The organism is Roseomonas nitratireducens (assembly GCF_017813355.1).
GTDB classification, from domain to species: domain Bacteria; phylum Pseudomonadota; class Alphaproteobacteria; order Acetobacterales; family Acetobacteraceae; genus Neoroseomonas; species Neoroseomonas nitratireducens.
In genome coordinates this window covers 259,751-279,801 of sequence record NZ_JAGIYZ010000002.1, presented here as the reverse complement: position 1 = coordinate 279,801, position 20,051 = coordinate 259,751, and the positions used below count along the sequence as shown (strand labels likewise).

13 protein-coding genes, 1 tRNA gene and 2 pseudogenes are annotated in these 20,051 nt (G+C 69.7%); 10 read left to right on the top strand and 6 right to left on the bottom strand.

The window, feature by feature from the left end; translation table 11 throughout:
• Positions 1-13: 13 nt before the first annotated feature.
• The 6 genes from J5Y09_RS03700 to J5Y09_RS03675 all read right to left on the bottom strand — a co-directional run bounded on the left by J5Y09_RS03700 (position 14) and on the right by J5Y09_RS03675 (position 9,676).
• Complete coding sequence (locus tag J5Y09_RS03700) at positions 14-5,818, bottom strand: peroxidase family protein (protein ID WP_209350385.1); 5,805 nt, start codon at positions 5,816-5,818, stop codon at positions 14-16.
• A gap of 487 nt (positions 5,819-6,305) precedes the next feature.
• Positions 6,306-6,743, bottom strand: coding sequence for a GNAT family N-acetyltransferase (locus J5Y09_RS03695; protein ID WP_209350384.1), 438 nt, complete (start codon positions 6,741-6,743; stop codon positions 6,306-6,308).
• Positions 6,740-7,201, bottom strand: coding sequence for a hypothetical protein (locus tag J5Y09_RS03690; RefSeq protein ID WP_209350383.1), 462 nt, complete (start codon positions 7,199-7,201; stop codon positions 6,740-6,742). The genes J5Y09_RS03695 and J5Y09_RS03690 overlap by 4 nt, the downstream gene beginning before the upstream one ends.
• A 9-nt stretch (positions 7,202-7,210) precedes the next feature.
• Positions 7,211-7,834, bottom strand: coding sequence for a ParA family partition ATPase (gene parA, locus J5Y09_RS03685; protein WP_209350382.1), 624 nt, complete (start codon positions 7,832-7,834; stop codon positions 7,211-7,213).
• Positions 7,835-7,994: 160 nt separating this feature from the next.
• Positions 7,995-8,372: a hypothetical protein gene (locus J5Y09_RS03680; RefSeq protein ID WP_209350381.1), complete on the bottom strand. Its 378-nt coding sequence runs from the start codon at positions 8,370-8,372 to the stop codon at positions 7,995-7,997.
• Positions 8,372-9,676, bottom strand: coding sequence for a sulfite oxidase (locus tag J5Y09_RS03675; RefSeq protein WP_209350380.1), 1,305 nt, complete (start codon positions 9,674-9,676; stop codon positions 8,372-8,374). Before J5Y09_RS03675 ends, J5Y09_RS03680 begins: the two co-directional genes overlap by 1 nt.
• Positions 9,677-9,723: 47 nt before the next feature.
• Here J5Y09_RS03675 and J5Y09_RS03670 point away from each other — a divergent pair, with 47 nt between their 5' ends.
• The 10 genes and pseudogenes from J5Y09_RS03670 (at position 9,724) to J5Y09_RS03630 (ending at position 20,041) form a co-directional block, all read left to right on the top strand.
• Complete coding sequence (locus J5Y09_RS03670) at positions 9,724-11,184, top strand: NAD(P)H-hydrate dehydratase (protein WP_408904048.1); 1,461 nt, start codon at positions 9,724-9,726, stop codon at positions 11,182-11,184.
• 280 nt (positions 11,185-11,464) lie between these two features.
• Positions 11,465-11,935 (top strand): hypothetical protein, encoded by a 471-nt coding sequence (locus J5Y09_RS03665; protein ID WP_209350379.1) that lies wholly within the window; start codon positions 11,465-11,467, stop codon positions 11,933-11,935.
• Between the two features lie 102 nt (positions 11,936-12,037).
• Positions 12,038-13,480 (top strand): malonyl-CoA decarboxylase, encoded by a 1,443-nt coding sequence (locus J5Y09_RS03660; protein ID WP_209350378.1) that lies wholly within the window; start codon positions 12,038-12,040, stop codon positions 13,478-13,480.
• 83 nt (positions 13,481-13,563) lie between these two features.
• Entirely contained in the window at positions 13,564-13,695 is a 132-nt protein-coding gene (locus J5Y09_RS24530; protein WP_280845094.1) for a hypothetical protein, read from the top strand.
• Between the two features lie 189 nt (positions 13,696-13,884).
• Complete coding sequence (locus J5Y09_RS03655; RefSeq protein WP_209350377.1) at positions 13,885-16,269, top strand: 1-deoxy-D-xylulose-5-phosphate synthase N-terminal domain-containing protein; 2,385 nt, start codon at positions 13,885-13,887, stop codon at positions 16,267-16,269.
• 102 nt (positions 16,270-16,371) lie between these two features.
• Positions 16,372-16,456, top strand: a tRNA-Leu gene (locus J5Y09_RS03650).
• Positions 16,457-16,498: 42 nt separating this feature from the next.
• A pseudogene (locus J5Y09_RS24845) lies at positions 16,499-16,915 on the top strand (trigger factor); the annotation flags it as partial.
• A 627-nt stretch (positions 16,916-17,542) separates the two neighbouring features.
• Positions 17,543-18,331, top strand: a pseudogene (gene tig, locus J5Y09_RS24840) (trigger factor); the annotation flags it as partial.
• Between the two features lie 197 nt (positions 18,332-18,528).
• Complete coding sequence (locus J5Y09_RS03635) at positions 18,529-19,302, top strand: ABC transporter ATP-binding protein (protein WP_209350376.1); 774 nt, start codon at positions 18,529-18,531, stop codon at positions 19,300-19,302.
• On the top strand, positions 19,295-20,041 hold the full coding sequence (locus tag J5Y09_RS03630; protein ID WP_209350375.1) for an ABC transporter ATP-binding protein: 747 nt from the start codon (positions 19,295-19,297) through the stop codon (positions 20,039-20,041). The genes J5Y09_RS03635 and J5Y09_RS03630 overlap by 8 nt, the downstream gene beginning before the upstream one ends.
• Positions 20,042-20,051: the final 10 nt, after the last annotated feature.

Sequence of the window (20,051 nt, the reverse complement as noted above, 5' to 3'; positions counted from 1 at the left end):
GGGCCCTGTCGCGTCAGGTGAAGATGAAGTCGGTTGCGGTGATCGCGTTGGTGCCGACCCCGGTCACGCCGTTCAGCGTGATGGTCCCCTCGGTCATCGTGATCAAGGCGTTGCCGGCGGCGTAGGCGACCGTGATGCTGCCGCCCGGGTTCAGGTCGCCCGCCGTCAGGCCGAGGCCGCGGACGTCGATCCGGTCCTGACCTGCGCCGCTGGCGACGAAGTCGGTGACGACATCGTTGCCGAAGGCCGTGCCGAAGCGGAACACGTCCGCGCCGATGCCGCCGGTCAGGTTGTCGTCGCCGGCGCCGCCATCGACGGTGTCGATGTTGTCGCCGCCGTTGAGCACGTCCGCAGCGCCGCCGCCGAGCAGCAGGTCATTGCCGAGCCCGCCGAGAAGCTGGTCGGCGCCCTCGCCGCCGTCGAGCGTGTCGTTGCCCGAGAAGCCAATGAGGACGTCGCCCTGGTCGCCACCGACAATGCGGTTGGCGAGGGTGTTGCCGGTGCCCGCGAAGGCACCAGTACCGGTGAAGACCACATGCTCGATGCCGGCGCCCGCAGTGTAGGACGATATCGAGGCCTGCACCGTATCCGAGCCGACACCACCATCGACGACATCGTCGCCGATATCGTCGACGATGTAGAGGTCGTTGCCAACACCGCCGCGAAGGACGTCCGTGCCGGTACCACCATCGAGCGTATCGTTCCCGATAAAGCCGAACAGGTAGTCGGCCCCATTTCCGCCAAGCAGCGAGTCATTGCCCCCGACGACATCGATGGACGTCTCGCCAAGGATCGTATCGTTGCCGTCGCCACCGATGACCGTGTCGGAGCCAGTGCCTGCGTGGATGGTGTCGGCACCCTCACCGCCGTCGATGAAGTCGTTACCGTCACCGCCGCCGATGGTGTCGTTGCCTTCGCCGCCGTTGATCGTGTCGTTGCCGCCATAGCCGGCCAGGAGGTCGTTGCCTGCCAGGCCGATCAACGTATTGACGTCGTTCCCGCCAATGATCCGGTTGTTCAGCTCGTTGCCGGTACCGACGAAGGCCCCAGTCCCGTTGAAGGTCAGGTTCTCGAAGTTTGCACCAAGGGTGAAGGTATTGAGCGAGGTCACGACCGTATCGATGCCGGCGTTCGCGGCCTCGATCAGGGTGCTGAATTCGTTCGAGACGTAGTAGGCGTCGTTGCCGAGGCCTCCTTCCATCGTGTCGGCGCCAGTGCCCCAGCCACCACCGAGGCTGTCGTTGCCAGCGCCGCCAATGATCGAGTCAGAACCGAGCCCACCCCAGAGTTGGTCGCTGCCGTTACCACCATCCATCGTATCGTTACCGCCGTCGCCTACGATGGAGTCGTTGCCACCGTTGCCGTAGGCGAGGTTGTCTCGGTTATCGAGGACGATGGGGCTCGACGCACTTGTGTCGAAGACGCGGCGGCCCACCGCCTTTTCCGAGATAACGGTCACTGTCTCGGTGGCGCCGACGGCGTCAACATACGTCGCGGTCGCACGGATGAAGGCGGCTGCTTCGCCCATGGCCACGGTGGGTGTGAAGGTGGCGCCATTACCGACCTGCGTCCAAGCGCCGTTCCCGATGCGGGTCTCCCAGACGATGGTCGGCGCGATGCCGCCCTGGAAGCCGTCTGGTTCGACCAGCGTCGCCGTCAGCATGCGCGTGGCGGTCGGCGTCAGGTCGCTCAGCGTGAGCGTCGCGTTCGGCGGCGCCCAGGCCCCATCGGCGAACTGCAGCCGCTCGATGTGCAGCAGCCGGTCGGTTCCGTCCGTCTGCGTGCCGCGGGTATGCGCCACTGTCCAGGACCCATCGGCGTTGACGCTGAAGTCGTAGTCCGCGCGATTGCCCGTATAGACGGCCGTGTCGATCGCGCGGGTCGGATCCACGGTGAAGGGCAGCGCATACTTGATGCTGCGGACGATGCTCATCTGGCCCGGGTTGATCGCACCGCTCAGCAGCGCGGCCTGGATCTGGGTCAGGCTGTCGACAAAGAGGTCGTTCTCCGTATCCGGCAGGTCCACCTTGATCTGCACGTCGAGCCAGGCGTCGCCGTCGATCACGTCGTCGCCGCCGCGGCCCTCGATCGTGTCCGCGCCGCCGCCGCCGAGGAGGACGTTCCCCCGGTCGAAGGCGATGAGCTTCTCGAGGTCCCCCGTGGTCGGCGCCGCCGCCACGAAGTTGCCCATCAACTCCCGCAGCCCGTCGATGCGGTTCACGCCAGCCTGGGTCAGCTCGTTGTTCGCCATCTGGCTCTCGACGGCGCCGGGCACCTCGGGAGCGTTCTGGCTGCTCCGGCTGTCGCCGCGCAGGACGTCGCCGAAGTCGGATCCCGACAGGCCTTCAACCTGGTCGAAGCGGTTGCGCAGGATGTCCTGCTGGTCGGTGGCGAAGATCGGCACCGTCAGGTCGGCATCCGCCCCGCGGCTGAAGCCCTTGTGGCTGGCCCAGTCGTAGCCCCACATCCCCTCGCTGCGCATGACGCTTTCGCCCTGGACCATGATGTCGTCGCCGGACTCTGCGTCGAAGTCGTTCTCGTTCTGGCCGGCGAACATCACGTCGTGGCCGATGATCGAGGAGTTGAAGAACAGCTCGGAGTTATCGCCGGCGATGCCGTCGAAGCCGTTGCCGCCCTCGATCCAGTCGTCGCCCTCGTTGCCGAGGAGGAAGTCGCCGCCCTCGCCGCCGAGGATGAAGTCGTTCTCGGTGCCGCCGAAGGCCTCCTTGCCGTCGGGGCCGGTGATGATCGCGTCCTGGCCCTGGTTGCCGAAGATCAGCGCCAGGCCGTGGCCGCCATGGATGACGTCGTTGCCTTCCTCACCATGCAGCATGTCGACTTCGCCGATCGGCGTCGCGTTGTTGGTGATGATGTCGTCGCCCTTGCCGCCATGGACCTTGTCCACGCCGTCGCCAGCCTCGAGCCGGTCATTGCCGTCGAAGCCCCAGAGCGCGTCGTCGCCGCCGCCGGAGATGATGGTGTCGTTACCGTCCGTCCCGCCGACGACGATGTGGTCGGCGCCGTTGTAGCGGATGTAGTTCGTGTCGCGCTCGACACCACCGACGCCCAGGGCGGCGAGGGTCGGATCGTCGACCGTCGGCTCGGGCGTGCCGAACAGGGCCTGCTTCGCCGGGTCCACGTAGAAGGTGTGGTCGGGCGTCGAGAAAATGTCGCCCGGCAGCGCGTAGTCCTGGTCGCCCAGCGTGGTGTTGTTCATCACCATCTTGGCGAGGGAGTTGTTCTCCAGCTCGTTCAGCAGGTTCAGGCCCTGGACGCGGGAGAGGTAGTAGAAGCGGTCGCCGTTCTGCAGGTTCTCCATCTGCAGTTCGAAGATGAAGGAGAAGGTCGAGCCGAGCATGCCGCCGAAGGGCATCTTCTTCTCGGCCAGGCCGCCGACCCACAGGTCGACATCCTCGAGGCCGCCGAGGCTTCCGCCGGCATAGGCGCCGCGGGCGTTGAGGAAGTCGAGCCGGTCCGCGCGCGCCTCGACGGTTTCGCTTGGCGTGCCGAACACAAGGTTCATCGCCGCGGCGCGCTTGCCGTCGACGGTCGTCTCGGCCGTGATCGTCTCATGCGTGCCGTAGGCCGCGATGAAGTTCACGATCGAAGCAGGGTGCTTCATATTGAGCGCGAAGTCGGTCCAGCTCGTGTAGGGGTCGAGCTGGGTGTCGCCCTGCGCGATTGTCTGGAACTGCTTCCGGGCCTCGTTGAGCGAGGGGATGCCCGCGTCACGGCCGCGGGCGATGTTCAGCACCGCGAGGTCGAGCGGAATGCCGACCAGCTGGTTGCGCAGGACGTCGGTGACGAACTCGTCGATCTCGTTGCCGACCTGCGCGGTCATGCCGCGCACCACGGCCGCCGCGGCCTCGTCATGCCCGACCGCACCGCCGGCCGCGTCGAAGGCGATCGGGTTAAGGAAGGCCTTGAAGAGGTCCATCGGATTCTTCTGGCCGGTCGCGCTCACCAGATCGACCGTCTCGTTCAGCATCGAGTGGCCGAAGCGGTACACAACATGGGCGAACTCGGCGAAGATCGCCGGGTTGATGTCCATCGACGCGTTGAAGACGAAGGCGTCGACGTCCGGCTGCACCTTGCGGGCGAACTCCTCGAAGACGAGGTGCTGGTACTGCATCTCGTTCGTGAAGCGCGCCGCCTGGAACAGGCGCTCGCCATCCCAGTTCAGCGTGCCGGCCAGGGCCTCGAGCGCGGCCGTGTCGGTCGCCGCGGGCAGGACGGTGTCGGCCGGCAGGTCGGTCAGCAGCCAGTCGTTCAGGAAGGCGATGTCGCCCGATTCCAGCGCGCGCATCTTCACCTGGTCGACCAGGTGGTTGTGCTCGGAGTGGAAGACGTGGTGGACGGCGGTCAGGCCGATGTTCTCGTTGCCGCGCCCGTCACCGGTGATGTAGTGCGCGTCGAGCAGTTCGTTGTCGTATTCGATGTTCTGGCCGCGCGCATTCTTCGCGACCGCGTTGCCGACGTCGGTGTCGGTGTCCTGCAGCAGCACGCCGCCGGCGCCGATGACCGGCACCGCGTCATGCGCGATGTCGTCCAGGAAGGCGTTGGCGATGCGGGCCGCGCCCGAGATGTCGAGCGGCGCGCCGGGCGTGCCGGAACGCAGGTCCTCGACCATCGTGCCGGGCGTCGGGCCGGGGACCAGGAAAACGACCTGCGGCATGCCATTCGCGCCCGGCACGAAGTTGCCGTACTGGTCGGTCTTGACCAGCGGCACGCTGCCGATGAAGGCGTCGGTCAGGTCGATGCCGAGCACGTCGCGCGCCTGGGCCTTGATGTCGCCCCAGGTGGCGAGGCCGCCATGCGTGCCATTCGGCCCGCCCGAGCCTTCCAGCAGCTTGCCAGTCGCAACCGGCTTGCCTTCCACGAGCTTGTACTCGCGGAGGAAGAACTGGTGCGAGGCGTGGGAGGTGTAGGTCTGATTCTGGTCGACGAAGGGCGTCGTCAGGTTGTTCGGCGCGGTCTCATCGATCCGCGTCATCGCCATGAAGTTGGTGCGCACGTCGTCCGCGGTGCCGAGCTGGCCGTCGGCGCCGGCGGGGTCGCGGTACAGCGGGTCATCCGGCTTCAGCGGGATGAAAACCGTGCCGCTATCGGCGTTCTTCTTCACCAGGTCGAGGCCGTGGTCGAAGAACTGCCCGAACAGGGTGAACCAGGAATTGTAGGGGGCAGACAGGCCCTCATCCGGCGCGACATTCGGCAGGAAGACGTTGTGCGCGGTGATGCCGCCATTGTTCGTCGTCTCGACCACCACGTTGTAGGTGGTCAGCAGCGCCTTGCGTGCCTCGAGGTCCGTCACCGCCATGACGGCGTTCAGCGCGGTCAGAAGCGCGTTGCCGGTCAGGCCGGCATGGGCGAGGCCCGCCGACACCGCAGCCGGGTTCTCGATGGTCTGGTCGACGATCAGGTTGCTGATCGTGCGCGGGTCGGAGTCGACGACGTTGTCGGCGTCGGGGAGCGTCGCGCCGTAGTCTGTGTTGGTGACGACATTCTGCGGACCAAGCACGAACGGAAGTTCGTCCTGCTCGTTCCTGTACTGCGTGGACAGCACATTAACGAACGGCTGCCCGGAGGAACCCCAGAGCTCCCGGCCCGGGTTCAAGTTGTTGTAGGTCCCGTCGACAGTACGGAGGCCATAGGGGAGCAGGGTGTTGCTGATGGCCAACGCACCAGGGTCGTTTGCGCCAACAACATTGCCAGCTGGATCGACACGGATTGCTGTCAGAGGCGTTCCCGAAGCATGTGCTTCGGCAATCTTGATCTGACGAAGAATGAATTCGAGATCGTGCTTGACGAGCGTGACCATGTATCGTCTCCCGCGCCGACCAAGTCACGCGCACCAGTTGTAGAAAAATTCCATGAGCACAACCGCCAGGAACTTTAGAACTGGAGCAAATGACACGAAGCGATACGGCATCTCTCGCGTTCGTGTTCTGGAGTTCAGAAAAAACTCACAATTGGGACAACCAACTCGGGGTTGTTGCCCGGACAATCTCCAATTGCATTGCCGGTCTTCAGAAATTTCTGAAAACTTGATCTCGCTCAAAAGTGGGTGAAATCAGGGAGTTCTGGGTGGGGCAAATCCCGCGCCCTGGGTGAAAATGGGTTAACCAACCGATAACATTAATTTTCGGTTAGGCGTTTTCCCGCCTGAATCACCTTCGTTCGGCCGACCGCATCGCCCTGCGCAACCGCCGCAACCCGCGAATCACCGCGCGCGGCATGGCCGCGCCGGCCATCCGCCCCGATCCGAATTGTCCCGATTCTGCGATGGCCCAACCGGGCCCCTGCGCTCAGAGCGCCTTGCGGAACCACACCCGCGCATGGCCGGCGGGCATGCCCTCGAGCCGGCCGAACTCGGCATATCCGTTCTTCTGCCAGAAGCCCGGCGCCTGGAAGGAGAAGGTGTCCGTGTAGGCGTTGGTGCAACCGCGTTCCCGCGCGATCGCCTCGGCGCGCGCCAGCAGTTCGGCGCCCACGCCCTGGCCGCGCAGGTCCGGGCTCAGCCACAGCCAGTCCACGAACAGCCAGCCCCAGAAGGTCAGGCCCAGCAGGCCACCCAGCGTCTTGCCGTCCGGGTCCTGCACCAGCAGCGTCACCGGCTCCCTGTCATAGGGGCCGCCCATCGCCTGGTTGAAGTCGTGCAGGCCGCGCTGGATGGCGCCGACCGCCTCGAATTCCGGGGCCGCGTCCTCGACGATCTCGACCCCGCTCGCGCGCATCCGGCTCATCCGCCGAAGCGTCCCCAGCCGGCGACCGCGACCGTCAGCAGGCCGAGCCCGAGATTGAGCGTCACGCCCAGCCGGATGCGGTCGAGCGCCGCCGCCGCCGCGGGCCGGTCACCCGCCGCCAGCGCCGCGCGCATCCCCCGCCAGGGGCCGAGGAACACCGCCAGGAAGACACCCGTCATGACCAGTCCCGTCAGGTGCATCACATGCACGTGCCACACGCTGGCGCCGAAGCCCCAGTACCACCCGCCGAGCAGCGCCCAGCCGGTGAGAAGCACGATCGGCACCACATGCCACAGCACCAGGAAGAACCGCCGGAACACGCCCTGCATCAGGGCGAGCCGCTGCGGCGCCTCCAGCGCATCATGCGCCGCGGGGCGCAGGACAAGGATGGCGAATGCCATGCCGCCCACCCAGAGGACGGCGGCAATCAGGTGCAGGACGTAGATCAGGCTGGCCATGGCGCAGCCCTAGGCGCCCCGCAGCGCGGCGGCAAGGGCGCGGATCTCCTCCGCCGCCACGCCCTTCGGCGCCGCCTCCACCGCGCCGAGCCCGGCCATGAAGGCCTGGGCGAAGGCGGTGCGGTTGCCGATCGTGGCCGACGCCAGCGGCAGCCCGCGCTCCGCGATCGCCGCGCGGACCTGGTCGAGCAGGCGGCCCGAGGCCGGCGCGCGGTTCAGCACCAGCATCACCGGGCGTCCTTCCTTCTTCGCAAGGTCCAGCGTCGCGTCCATCGACCACAGGTCGGCCGCGGAAGGCTGCAGCGGCACCAGGACCAGGTCCGCGCTGCGCACCGCGACGCGCGCATCCGTGTCGTCATGCGGCGCGGTGTCCAGCAGCACGATGTCGGCCTCGCGCTTCAGGCGGTCGAGGATTCCCGGCACGCGCCAGCCGGATGGCGCCTCGAAATGCAGGGGCCGCGCCTTGCGCGCGCGGCCGCGCAGCTCGTCCCACCGCGCCAGGCTGCGCTGCGGGTCGATGTCGAGCAGCGCGACGCGCTGCCCCGCTTCCGCATAGGCGGCCGCGAGGTTCGCGGCGATGGTCGATTTCCCCGCGCCGCCCTTGCGCTGCGCGACGGCGATGACGAAGGCCATGCGCGACTCCGCTTGTGGCGCCGCAGCATAGCAGGGGCGGAAAGGGGGGAAGCCTCCCCCTCTCGGGGGCGCGACCGAGGCGCCGGCAAACATTGCGCGGAGGCGGCGCCAGGACCGCGCGCATGACCCGCGGGCAATCGTTGCGTCATGCGGCGCCGTATCAGTTCAGGAAAGGGTTCCCTCCACGGGGCCCGCGCTGCCGCGGCCCGTACCGGGTCGCGAGGTAGTCCACGATCGTCCGGCGGAACTCGCCATCGATCGGATTCATGCCGTGCTTCTCCGCCATCCAGTCCATCAGTTCGTCCCAGCGCTCGCGGTCGAAGGCGGACCGCCGGATCAGCGCCGTGTTGTGGCAGACGGTGCAGTAGGCGAAGGTTTCGGCGCGCCCCTCGCCCTCGGCGAGCACGGTCTCCTCCTCGACACGGCCGGCGATGGCCGCCGCGGCCTCGGCCTGCCGGCGCGCGAGGTCGCCATCCTGGGCGAGGGCGAAGGAGCTGGCGAGCAGCACGCCGGCCCCGATCCAGGCGAGCCGGCGCATCAGCCGACCAGGATCGCCGCGCGGCTGACCGGGTTCGCGCCGTAGCCCTGCGGGTTCCAGTTCGACGCGGCATGCGGCTGCGCCCGGCCCTGGCTGTCGGTCGCGCGGTACCAGATCTCGAAATACCCGTCCGAGGGCAAGGCGATGCGCCCGCTCCAGCGCTGCCAGGAATGCCGGTTCGGCGGCGCGGCCACGGTCATCGCCTGCCAGGTGGCGCCGAAATCGACCGAGACATGCACGGCCGAGACGCTGAGGTCCCCCGCCCATGCCTGACCGCGGATGTCGAGGCTCCGCGTCCCCGCCGGCAGGCGCGTGCCATGCGCGTGGCTGGTCAGCACCGAGCGGACGGGCATGCTCTCCATGTCCGTGAAATCCGCGCCCGTGTTGCGGCTGCCCGGCACGATCGGCCGCACGGGCACGCGATAGGATGTGCCGCCCATGCCGCGCCCGGTGTGGGGGGCCGTCCGCAGTTCGATCCGCGTGAACCATTTCTGGCTGAGCGAGCCCGGCCAGCCCGGCACCAGCAACCGCGCCGGCGCGCCATGCATCTGCGGGATCGGGGCGCCGTTCATCCGGATGGCGACGAGCGTATCCTCGTCCATCGCCTTGTCGATCCGCATCCCGCGGCTGATCGCCGGCCCGTTGGCCGAGAGATGGCTGTCCGCGCCATGGTGGCCGGTGAACCTCGCACCGTCCTTCACGCCCGCCGCGCGGAGCAGGTCGCGCAGCCGGACACCGGTCCATTCGGCGTTGGAGACCGCGCCGTTGCCCCACTGGTTGCCAGCGGCCTGCGGCGCGAAGCCGGAACGGCCGTTGCCGCCGCACTCCATCTGCAGCCGCCGCGTCACCAGTTCGAAGCGCTGCTCGAGTTCGCCGAGGGTGATCTCCAGCGGGCCGGTCACCTCCCCGTCGATGGTGATCTTCCAGGCGCGCGGATCCGCGACCGGCTCGGGCACCGAGCCGTTGTTGCGGATGAAGAAGTTCGCCGCCGGCGTCACGTCGTCGTCGAGCAGGTGTTCCGGCGTCTCGGCGTTGAGCGGGCGCTCACCCTGCAGGATCAGGCGCGCCTTGCCTTCCATCTGCAGGAATTGCGGCCCGCCCGCGCCCTGTGCGAGCGCGGCGGGCACCAGCCCCGCGGGCATGTGCCGCGCGAAGGGAATGGCGGCGCCGACCGCCGCACCCATGGCGACGAGCGCGGCCCCCTTCAGCGCGCCGCGCCGCCCCCAGACGACCGCGTCGGCCCGATCCGGATCGTCGCGGTAGAGTTCCGCGAGCGACCTTTCGCGATCATGCTGTCCAGCCACGGCTTTCTCCCTTTATTCGAGTGGGCGCACTCTTTGGCGAGCCAATGATGCCGATCAAGTCCGAACCGCCGGTCCCGCGCAAGCCGCTCGACCTGCTGACGCCCGAGGAGATGGGGCGGGCGGATGCGCTCGCGATCGCCGGGGGCATTCCGGGCGACCGGCTCATGGAAGCCGCGGGCAGGGCGGTCGCGCGCGCGGCGCGGCGGCTGGTCCGCCCCTGCCGGACGCTCGTGCTGGCGGGGCCGGGGAACAATGGCGGGGATGGCTACGTCGCCGCGCGGCTGCTCGAACAGGCGGGCTGGCCCGTCGCGGTCGCCGCGCTCGCCCCGCCGCGGCCGGGCAGCGACGCGGCGCGCGCCGCGATGCGTTGGCGCGGGCCGGTCGTGCCCTTCACGGAAGCCGAGGCTGCGCGCTGCGGCCTGCTGGTCGATGCGGTGTTCGGCGCCGGCCTCGCGCGCCCGCTCGAGGAGGCGGTCGCGCGGGTCATCGCGGCCGCGCCGGGCCCGGTGCTGGCGGTGGACGTGCCCTCGGGCCTCGATGGCGCCACGGGCCAGCCGCGCGGCGCGGTCCGGGCCGCGGATGCGACCGTGACCTTCTTCCGGCTCAAGCCAGGGCACCTGCTGCTGCCGGGTCGCCTGCTCTGCGGCAAGGTGATGCTGGCCGATATCGGCCTGCCGGCATCCGTGCTGCCCGCGGTCGGCGGGCGGTCCTGGCGGAACGGGCCTGGCCTGTGGACTCTGCCGGATCCCGATCCGGCGGCGCACAAATACACGCGCGGGCACGTCACGATCCTGGCCGGGGCGGGCATGACGGGTGCGGCGCGGCTGGCCGCGGCGGGCGCGCGGCGCGGCGGGGCAGGGCTGGTGACCCTCGTCGCGCCGGACCGGGCCACGGGCGATGTGATCAGGGCCGGCGAGCCGGGCGTGATCGTAACCGAGGCGCCGGTGGCGGAACTCCAGGCCGATCGGCGGCGGCAGGCCTGGGTGGTCGGGCCGGGCTTGGAGCCGGAACCGCGTTATCTCAATATCTTGCATGGCCTTGCTTCGGCCGGACGTCAGGTAGTCGCCGATGCCGGGGCGCTTGCGGCGGCGACCGGCGAACCTGCCCGGCTGCGCGGCGCGGCCGTGATGACACCGCATGAGGGCGAGTTCCTGCGCCTGTTCGGCCCGATCGGCCGCGACCGCCCGGCCGCGGCGAGGCGGGCGGCGGCCGCGACCGGCGCCGTGGTGCTGCTGAAGGGCGCCGACACGGTCATCGCCGCGCCGGATGGGCGCGTGGCGATCAACGACCATGCGCCGGCCTGGCTCGCCAGCGGGGGCACTGGGGATGTGCTCGCGGGGCTGATCGCCGCCCTGCTGGCCCAGGGCCTGCCGGCCTTCGAGGCCGCGTCCGCCGCCGCCTGGCTGCATGGGGAGGCCGCGTGGCGAAGCGGGCCGGGCCTGATTGCCGAGGACCTGCCCGCCCATTTGAATCAAGCAATTGAGGCCGCACGCTCGTATCGCGTGTGAATACAACCCCTAGACGCAGCCCGCGCACCGCCTGCATGGCCTGAGTGGTGCGCGCCAGCCACAGGCCGTGGCTCAGGGCGTGGAATACGGTCACATAAACCGGAGCGTGTATCCTCCCGCGACGCAGATCGGCGCCGCGACCACAAGATGTTGATTGGCGACCTTGGCATCCCACAAGATGTAGACTTGGTGAAAAATGAGAAAATGGCCGCTCAAAATATTGATTGTGAGGTTTCTTTCGACATAGTTTCTGCGTGTCCCAGAGAGGAGAAGGGGTCCCATGAGCAGCAGCTTCGTCGCCATGCTCCACCATGAGGAGCGGACCATCGTCGCGGAAATGCGCGCATCCAAGCCCTTCCAGCGGCTGGAGGGCGTCCGCCGGTTGCTGGCGCTCTATGACGCGCAGCCCTCGGTTGCATCGGGGCTCGAACTTCACGGCGGCGATCCCGCCCGTGGGGCCGAGGTGATCTCCATCAACCACGGCGCGCCCGCCGCCCAGCCCTCGGTCTCGGCGGTCGGCAACACGGCCCTGGCCCAGTCGCCGTACACGAACCAGGGGCCGGTCCAGGCGAGCGCCATCCCGATGCCGGCGCCGCAGGCCGCCCCCGCCCAGGCCGCCGTGGCGGCCGAGGCCGCGGTCGCCGAGGTCGTCCGCACCGTCGCCCCGCCCGCCCCGGTGGCGGACCCGGAGCCGGCGAGCGTCGTCTCCTCCGTCCGCGCCGCGCTCCTGGGCATCGGCGGCAAGAACTGACCCGCGCCTTGGGGTCGCGCCTTACGGCGCGGCCCCAAGGATGCGCTGGCATATCCCGAATTGTTTCCCTAGATTTCAAGCCTCTCTCAGCGGGAGCGAGGCATGTCCGAAGTCGCAGTCCAGGCCGGCCTACTGGACAGGGCGCTCCGCCGCGTCAGCACCCTGTGGCGCGACATGGCAGCCGCCGTCTCCGGCACCGAGCAGCAGGCCGACATCGCCGCGCGCCTGAAGGATTGCCTCGAAGCCAAGGGCGGCGAGGTCTCCGCGCGCAACCGCGCCGCCGGGATGGCCGAGGCCTACCGCACCCTCGATGAGGCAGGCCGCACCGACTTCCTCCGCGCGCTCGCCGCCTTCGATTCCGATCCCGCCGCCGTCGCCCGCGCCATGGAGGCCGTCGCCGCCGCGGCCGACCCGGCCGAGCGGGCGGTTGCGACCGCCCGCCTGCGCCGCGCACTGGAACCCCCGCGCATCCGGCTGCTGACCGCCTTCGCCGCCATCCCGGACGGGGTGAAGTTCCTGGTGGACCTGCGCGGCGACCTGATTGCGCGCATGGACGGGGACAAGCTGCTCCACGCGCTCGAGACCGACCTCAAGGGCCTGCTCGCCGCCTGGTTCGACGTGGGGTTCCTGGAACTGCGCCGGATCGATTGGCATTCCCCGGCCATCATCCTGGAAAAGCTCGTGCAGTATGAGGCGGTGCACCGGATCCGCACCTGGCGGGATCTCAAGAACCGGCTCGATTCCGACCGACGCTGCTACGCCTTCTTCCACCCGAGGATGCCCGAGGAACCGCTGATCTTCGTCGAGGTCGCGCTCGTCCAGGGCATGGCCGACAGCGTGCAGCGGCTGCTCGACGAGAAGGCGCCGGTGCTCGACCCGGCCAGCGCCGACACGGCGGTCTTCTATTCCATCAACAACTGCCAGCGCGGGCTCGACGGCATCTCCTTCGGCAACTTCCTGATCAAGCGCGTGGTCGGGCTGCTGTCCGACGAGTTCCGCAACATCCGCACCTTCTGCACCCTCTCGCCCATCCCAGGCTTCCGCCGCTGGCTCGACACGGCGCTGGCGAAGGGGGAGGCGGCGCTGACGGAGGACGAGCGCAAGGCGCTGAAGGTGGCCGCGCCCGCGCCGCTCGCCCTGGTCGCGCCCGAGGGCAGCGCCTCGTCCGCCGACCCGCTGCCGGAGGACGCGGCACTTCTCGCCCGCCTGCTCGCGCGCCGGTCCTGGCACCGGGACGAGGCGGTGCAGAAGCTGCTCGAACCGGTCCTTTCGCGGCTCTGCGCCCGCTTCCTCGCGAAGGAGGACGCGCCGGGCCGCGCCGGCCGGGCGCGCGACCCGGTGGCGCATTTCCACCTGTCGAATGGGGCGCGGATCGAGCGGCTGAACTGGCGCGCCGACACCTCGGAGAACGGGCTGCGTCAGGCGGCGGGGCTGATGGTGAACTACCTCTATGATCCGGACCGGATCGAGGAGAACCACGAATTGTATGTGGGCGAGGGCAAGCGCCCCGTCTCGGCGACGCTGCGGCGGCTCGCGAAGGGCTGAGGCGCTCCGGCGCGTGACGCCGGACACCGCGCGTTCATTCGCCGCCGGGTAGGAATCGGTCCCCGAAACCGGAGGGAATCGCCATGTCCGTCCCGCTGCTGGTCTTCTTCGGCGCGCCGGCCCTGCTGCTGCTGTTCGCCACCCGCACGGCCATGCTGCGCCCCGCGCCCGCCCGCGGCGGGGATCCCGTCGCCGGACGCTCCCGCCGCGGCTGACATCGGGCGGACCATCCGCCCGTCTTCGATCCGGCCCTCGGGGCGGCGACGGCCGGCCCGCGCGCCTTGCCAGGATTTCGCGCCCGGCAGCCACGTTCGCTGCCCTCCGCCCGGCCTGCCTGCCTGCGGCTTCCCTTGCGCGCCCCGCTTGCCCATCATCGGGGGAAACCGGGTTCGAGGACGCGTCCGATGACAGTGCAGGGCAAGGGCAAGCGCGTGGTGGCGCCGGGCGAGGATCGTCGCGAGGCCATCCTGCACGCGCTGGAGCGCAAGCTGCTCTGGCTCAGCGCCTGGATGATCCATCAGGCGAATCACGTCCGCCCGAACCGGGACGGGCTGAAGGTGGGCGGGCACCAGGCCTCCTGCGCCTCCTCCGTCTCGATCCTCGCCGCGCTCTATTTCGGCATCCTCCGCCCGGCCGACCGCGTCGCGGTGAAGCCGCATGCGGGGCCGGTCTTCCACGCCATCAACTACCTGCTCGGCCGCCAGCAGCGGGAAAAGCTCGACACGCTGCGCCAGTTCGGCGGCATCCAGCCCTACCCCTCGCGGGTGAAGGACGGGCCGGAGGTGGATTTCTCCACCGGCTCGGTCGGGCTCGGCGTCGCGCTCGCCTCCTTCGGCTCTCTGGTGCAGGACTATGTGCGGCTGCACGACCTCGCGCCGAAGGACCTGCCGGCGGGCCGGCACGTCGCGGTGGTCGGCGATGCGGAGCTGGACGAGGGCAACATCTACGAAGCGCTGCTCGAAGGCTGGAAGCACGACATCCGCAACGTCTGGTGGGTGGTGGACTACAACCGGCAGAGCCTCGATTCCGTCGTGCCCGACCGTCTCTTCGGGCGGATCGAGGGCCTGTTCCGCGACATGGGCTGGAACGTCGTCACGCTGAAATACGGCCGGCGCCTGGAAGCCGCCTTCGCCCGTCCGGACGGCGAGGCGCTGCGCCGCTGGATCGACGACTGCCCCAACAGCCTCTACGCCGCGCTGACCTTCCAGGGCGGCGCCGCCTGGCGCCAGGCGCTGCTGGCCGAGCTCGGCCGCATCGAAGGCATCCGCGCCATCATCGACCCGCTGACCGACGATGAACTGGCCGCGCTGATGACCAATCTCGGCGGGCACGACATCGAGACGCTGATCGAGGCCTTCCGCACCCAGGATGCCGAGGGCGACCAGCCGACCTGCTTCATCGCCTACACCATCAAGGGCATGGGCCTGCCCTTCGCCGGGCACAAGGACAACCATGCCGGGCTGATGACCAAGGAGCAGATGGAGGGCTTCCGGGCCGCGCTGAACATCCGTCCCGGCCATGAGTGGGACCTGTTCGAGGGCCTCGGCATCCCGGAGGAGGAAATCCGCGCCTTCCTTGCCTCCGTGCCCTTCGCCCAGAAGCTGACGCCGGAAGGTCGCCGCCTCTCATCCCCCACGATCCACGTGCCCGCGACCTTCGCCGCGCCGCGGGTGGGGGAGGGGCGCAAGCATTCCACCCAGGCCGCCTTCGGCGACATCCTCGCCGAGATCGGGCGCGGGCAGGGGGAATTCGCCGAACTCGCGAAGCGGATCGTGACGACCAGCCCGGACGTGACGGTGAGCACCAATCTCGGCCCCTGGGTGAACCGCCGCGGCATCTTCGACCGGCACAAGAAGAACGACGTCTTCCGCGACGCGAAGCTGGCCTCGGCCCAGCGCTGGGGCATGTCGCCCGAGGGCCAGCATGTGGAACTCGGCATCGCCGAGCAGAACCTGTTCCTGGTGCTGGCCGGCCTCGGGCTTGCCGACCGCCTCTATGGCGCGCGGCTGCTGCCGATCGGCACGGTCTACGACCCCTTCGTCAACCGCGGCCTCGATGCGTTGATCTACGCCTGCTACCAGGATGCGCGCTTCCTGCTGGTGAGCACGCCGTCGGGCCTGACGCTGGCGCCCGAAGGCGGGCAGCACCAGAGCGTGAACACGCCGCTGATCGGCATGGCCGCCGACCGGCTCGCGAGCTACGAGCCGGCCCATGCGGACGAGCTCGCCATCCTGCTCCGCCACGCCTTCGACCACATGCAGAAGCCCGACGGCTCGGCCGTGTGGCTGCGGCTGTCGACGCGAGGGCTCGAGCAGCCGGCGCGCAACCTCGACCCCGCCGCGGTGATCGCCGGCGGGCATTGGATCGTCCCGCCCGCCGAAGGCGCGCGGATCGCCATCGCCTACCAGGGTGCGCTTGCGCCCGAGGCCCAGGCCGCCTTCGAGGAGTTGCGCACCGAGGAGCCCGGCGCCGGCCTGCTGGCCATCACCAGCCCCGACCGGCTGCATGCCGGCTGGCTCGCGGCACGGCGCGAGGCACGGGCGGGCAGGGCGGACCAGTCCCATATCGAGCGCCTGCTCGCCCCGCTCGCGCGCGACGCGGCGCTGGTCACGGTGCTGGACGGGCATCCGGCCGCGCATGCCTGGATGGGGGCGGTGCGCGGGCAGCGCGTGGTGCCGCTCGGGGTGGATCGCTTCGGCCAGGCGGGGGACATCCCGGACCTGTACCGGGAATACGGGCTGGACACCGACGCCATCCTCGATGCCTGCGCCGAGGCGCTGCTGGGGTAGCCGGCTGGCGGGCGTTCACGGGCCCGTCATGTCCGCCCGCACTTTCCACGCCCGCCGCCTTGCGCTACATCCCCGCCCCTGCCGCCCTGCGGCGCCTTGCGGGCGGGCGTGGTGGAACTGGCAGACACGCCGGATTTAGGTTCCGGTGGCGCAAGCCGTGGGGGTTCGAATCCCTTCGCCCGCACCAGGCGCCGCTGGGTTTCTCTAGCCTTTGGATGGACGTCCCTCGATGCAGGTCACCGAGCTCGCGAATGACGGGCTGAAGCGCGCCTACTCCGTCACGGTCTCCGCTGGCGAGATCTCCGCCACGCGCGACCGGCGGCTCGCCGAGATCGCGAAGACCGTCTCCATGCCCGGCTTCCGCCCGGGCAAGGTGCCGATGACCGTGGTCAAGCAGCGCTACGGCGCCGCCATCCTCGGCGAGGTGCTGGAGCAGCAGGTCAATGACGCGACCCGCCAGGTCGTGTCCGACCGCGGCCTGCGCCCGGCGCTGCAGCCGAAGATCGAGGTGGTGAACTTCGCCGAGGGCGCCGACCTCGAATTCCGCGTCGACCTCGAGGTGATGCCCGAGGTGCCGATGCCCGAATTCTCCGGCATCGAGCTTGAGCGCCTGAAGACCGAGCCCTCGGACGAGGCGATCGACAAGGCGCTCGCCTCCATCGCCGAACGCAACGGTACGCTCGAGGATGCCGAGCCGCGCCCGGCCGCCAAGGGCGACGTGCTGGTCTGCGACTTCACCGGCCGCCTGCCGCCGGACCTGCTGAAGAACGGGCTTGGGCTCGGGGCGCGGCCGGGCAATCCGGGCGAGGTGCCGGAGGGCTGGTCCGTCGACGTCTCCGAAGGGCTGACGCGCGAAATCGCCGCGATCGGCACGGAAGGCGGCCTGCCGTATTTCGACGTGACGGTGAAGGGTGCTGCCGGTGACGGCGGCTTCATCCGGGTGTTCCCTGGCAACCCGTCGGACCTGGCTACGAAGCCCGGGGCGGTGCTGACGTTGACGATCGCCGCGCGGGCGATCACCGGCGCGCTGCCCGCCGGGACCGGTATCGGCTTCAACTACCGCTCCGCGACCGACTTCATCGAGGCGCGGCGCGAGCCGGCCACGCCGGGCGAGGCGCCCTGCCGCGCCAGCTTCACGGTGCCCGAGAATCCGGCGATCACCTTCGCGCGCCCGGTGCTCGAGATCATGATCCCCGCCGGCGCCTCGGTCGACGTCACGCTCCGCATCGGCCCGGCCCGCGTCTATGCCGGCAGCGAGGAACCGACCGCCCCCGCCTTCGCTGGCGGCGCGGCGAGCGACATGCCGATCGAGGTCGGCGGGGCCGGCTTCATCCCGGGCTTCACCGAGCAGATGGAAGGCCTCGCCCCGGGCGAGAGCCGCGACATCGACGTTGCCTTCCCGGCCGACTACGGCTCGGCCGAACTGGCCGGCAAGCGCGCCCGCTTCACCATCGCGGCCAAGTCGCTCAAGACGCGCAGCGCCCGCCCGGTGGACGACGAGCTGGCGAAGTCGGTCGGCATGGCCGATCTCGCCGCCCTGAAGGACGCGATCCGCGGGTCCCTGCAGCGCGAATACGATGCGCTGTCCCGGCTGCGGCTGAAGCGCAACCTGCTCGACATCCTCGCCGACCGCGCCGCCTTCACGGTGCCGGAAGGCATGGTCGAGGCCGAGTTCGCCCAGATCTGGCAGCGCGTGGAGGCCGACCTCAAGGCCGGGCGGCTGGACGAGGACGACAAGGGCAAGGACGAGGCGACGCTGAAGGCCGAGTACCGCGGCATCGCCGAGCGCCGCATCCGGCTCGGCCTGCTGCTGTCGGAAATCGGCCGGGCGAACAACGTCCAGGTCGGCGCCGACGAGATGGCCCGCGCCGTCCGCCAGGAAGCCTCCCGCTACCCGGGGCAGGAGCAGCAGGTGCTGGAGTTCTTCCGCAAGAACCCCCAGGCGGCCGAGAACCTGCGCGCGCCGCTGTTCGAGGAGAAGGTGGTCGACTTCGTGATCGAGTTGTCGAAGGTCACGGACCGCCAGGTGGCCCCGGAGGAACTCTCCGCCGCCGCCGACTGATCCCGCGCGCGGGAGCCGAAACACAGGGGCGGCCGCGCGACCGGCTGCCCCTTTTTCGTGCAGGTCGCCGCAAACCCCTGCCATGGCGTAGATTCCGGCGCGCGGCGCCTTGCGCGGCGCACCACGCCTCGCCTACATCGCTGGTATCGAAGCGAGAGCGGCCGCGCAGGCCGCCAGGCAAGGGGAGCGAGCGCAGCGTGTCCGACGCCATTCTGGAGACGGCGGGTCTGACGAAGGAGTTCCGGGGGTTCGTCGCGGTCAACGACGTCGCCCTGAGCGTCCGCCGCGGCACGATCCACGGGCTGATCGGCCCGAACGGCGCCGGCAAGACGACCTGCTTCAACCTGCTGACCAAGTTCCTGCAGCCGACGCGCGGGACCATCCGCTACGACGGGCGCGACATCACCGGCATGAAGCCGGCCGAGGTCGCGCGGCTCGGCCTGGTGCGGTCGTTCCAGATCTCGGCGGTCTTCCCGCATCTGAGCGTGCTCGAGAATGTCCGCGTCGCGCTGCAGCGCCAGCGCGGCGGGTCCTTCGACTTCTGGCGCTCCGATTCGCTGCTGCGGAAGTTCGACGACCGCGCGCGCGAACTGCTCGAGGATGTGGGCCTGTCGACCTACGCCAACCTGACCGCGGGCGAGCTGCCGTACGGCCGCAAGCGGGCGCTCGAGATCGCGACGACCCTCGCGCTCGACCCGATCATGATGCTGCTCGACGAACCGACGGCGGGCATGACGCATGAGGACGTCGACCGCATCGTCGCGCTCGTGAAGCGCGTCGCGGCCGGGCGCACCGTGCTGCTGGTCGAGCATAACCTGCGCGTGGTCCAGGGGCTGTGCGACACCATCACCGTGCTCGCGCGCGGGGCGGTGCTGGCGGAAGGCGACTACGCCGCCGTGTCCCGCAACCCGGATGTCATCGCCGCCTATCTCGGCACCGAAGCCCCCGCGATGGAGAACGCCCATGGCTGACGCGCTCGCCGAACTGCCGATCGCGGCCCAGGAAGGCGGCTCGCCGCTGCTCGCCGTGCGCGGGCTCGAAGCCTGGTACGGCGAAAGCCACGTGCTGCACGGCGTGAACATCGACATCCACGAGGGCGAGGTCGTCACGCTGCTCGGCCGCAACGGCGCGGGCAAGACCTCGACGCTGCGCTCCATCATGGGGCTGGTGCCGAAGCGCTCGGGCTCGGTGCACTATGCCGGGCGGGAGCTGATCGGGGCGCGGTCGGACACCATCGCGCGCGCCGGCATCGCCTATTGCCCGGAGGAGCGGGGGATCTTCGCCTCCCTCGACGTCACCGAGAACCTGATGCTGCCCCCGGTGGTGCGACCCGGCGGCCTGCCGGTCGAGGAGATCTACACGCTCTTCCCGAACCTGAAGGAGCGGGCGCGCAGCCAGGGCACCAAGCTGTCGGGCGGCGAGCAGCAGATGCTCGCGATCGGGCGCATCCTGCGCACCGGCGCCAAGCTGCTGCTGCTGGACGAGCCCTCGGAAGGGCTCGCGCCCGTGATCGTGCAGCAGATCGGCCGCACGATCCGCGAACTGAAGCGCCGCGGCTTCACCGTCCTGCTGGTCGAGCAGAACTTCCGCTTCGCCCAGACGGTCGCCGACCGGCACTACGTGATGGAACACGGCAAGGTGGTCGACATGGTCCGCAACGAGGACCTGACCGCCTCGCTCGAAAGGCTGCACGAATACCTCGGCGTCTGAGGGCCCGCAG